The sequence below is a fragment of the Cutibacterium porci genome (assembly GCF_009696315.1).
GTDB lineage: Bacteria > Actinomycetota > Actinomycetes > Propionibacteriales > Propionibacteriaceae > Cutibacterium > Cutibacterium porci.
The window spans coordinates 1-1,161 of sequence record NZ_VUMG01000014.1 but is presented as its reverse complement, the minus strand read 5'-3'; the positions used below and the strand labels follow the sequence as shown (position 1 = coordinate 1,161).

Sequence of the window (1,161 nt, the reverse complement as noted above, 5' to 3'; positions counted from 1 at the left end):
TATCAGCAATCTCAAACGTCCTAAAGACATCACCAGATGCCAAAACAATGATTGTGCAGATCTAATGTAAAAGACCCAGCACAAGATGCTCCCTTAAGTTATATTCTCTCTATTCACTTAAAACAATTTAACATAAAATCATAATTGTACGCACCGCAAAAACGGCCTCAAGGCGTTTCTGACGGGAAACCGGTAAAACAGGCAACAAACCCCCCGAAAACCCGCCAGAAACGCCCAGGCTCTGTTTTTACGGCATGCATGAGTATGCGCGCAAGTGCATAGCGCGGAAATTCACACCATTCAGCCAGGGGAAGTCCTGTTTCCGGCGTTCTTCTCCTCCGAAAACGGTGAACGGGGACGCAATTTATTGCGTGGCCGTGAAGCGTTGCCGGCGCAGCCGGAAAACCGGTTTTCAGCACCTTCAGGAATCGGGTTCGTCGACGGCCGACTCACCACACGATTCACCGGCGATTCGAATCGTGAATTGAATCAAGAGTCACCATGAGCAATAAACACCCAAAGTGATGAATTGAATCAAGAGTCGATTCATCATAACAATATGATAATAAAGCGTGATTCACATATGAATCGTGGGCAATTCGTCAGCGATTCGCCATAGAGTCGTCCACGACTTGGATCTGCACTTTGTAACACATCACCGCACATTTATTTTTCATTAACCCATTGTTGTAAATAAGGAATCTGCAAAATTTTAATTTTGCGTGGGGTGTGGGTATTTTTAGTGGTGAGGAGCGTTCAGAGATCTGACGATTTTTGGGAAGGTTCAGGAACTCCCTGGGATGGCCGGAGAGGAAAACTGAAGCATGACGGGGTCAGGATTTTTTCCAGAATTTCCACCATGGCGCCGGGGATTCAGTTAATTTTGCCTGGTGATTTTCAAGAAGGAGCATGGCCTGTTTCAGGCTGTCAATGTGCGAATCCTTGGACAAAAGTAAGGTGTTCAGGTGTTCAATCTCCTGTTTCAGATGACGGATCACCTGTTCACTCTGGTCAGCAGAGGCTGTATCACGCTGTCCAGAGACCTGTCCAGAATGGTGTTCACCCTTCGGTTGCTCAAAGGGGCCAAAGACACGTAAAAGCTCTGAAGTATCTACCATTTTTGCATTGCGCTCACCGCTACAGGTGGACAGGTCACCTGCT

Annotated in this window: 1 protein-coding gene; it reads right to left on the bottom strand. The window is 46.9% G+C overall.

The window, feature by feature from the left end:
* Positions 1 to 833 precede the first annotated feature (833 nt).
* A partial coding sequence (locus tag FYJ43_RS12110) for a DNA-binding protein (RefSeq protein WP_195839997.1) occupies positions 834 to 1,161 on the bottom strand: 328 nt, incomplete at its 5' end.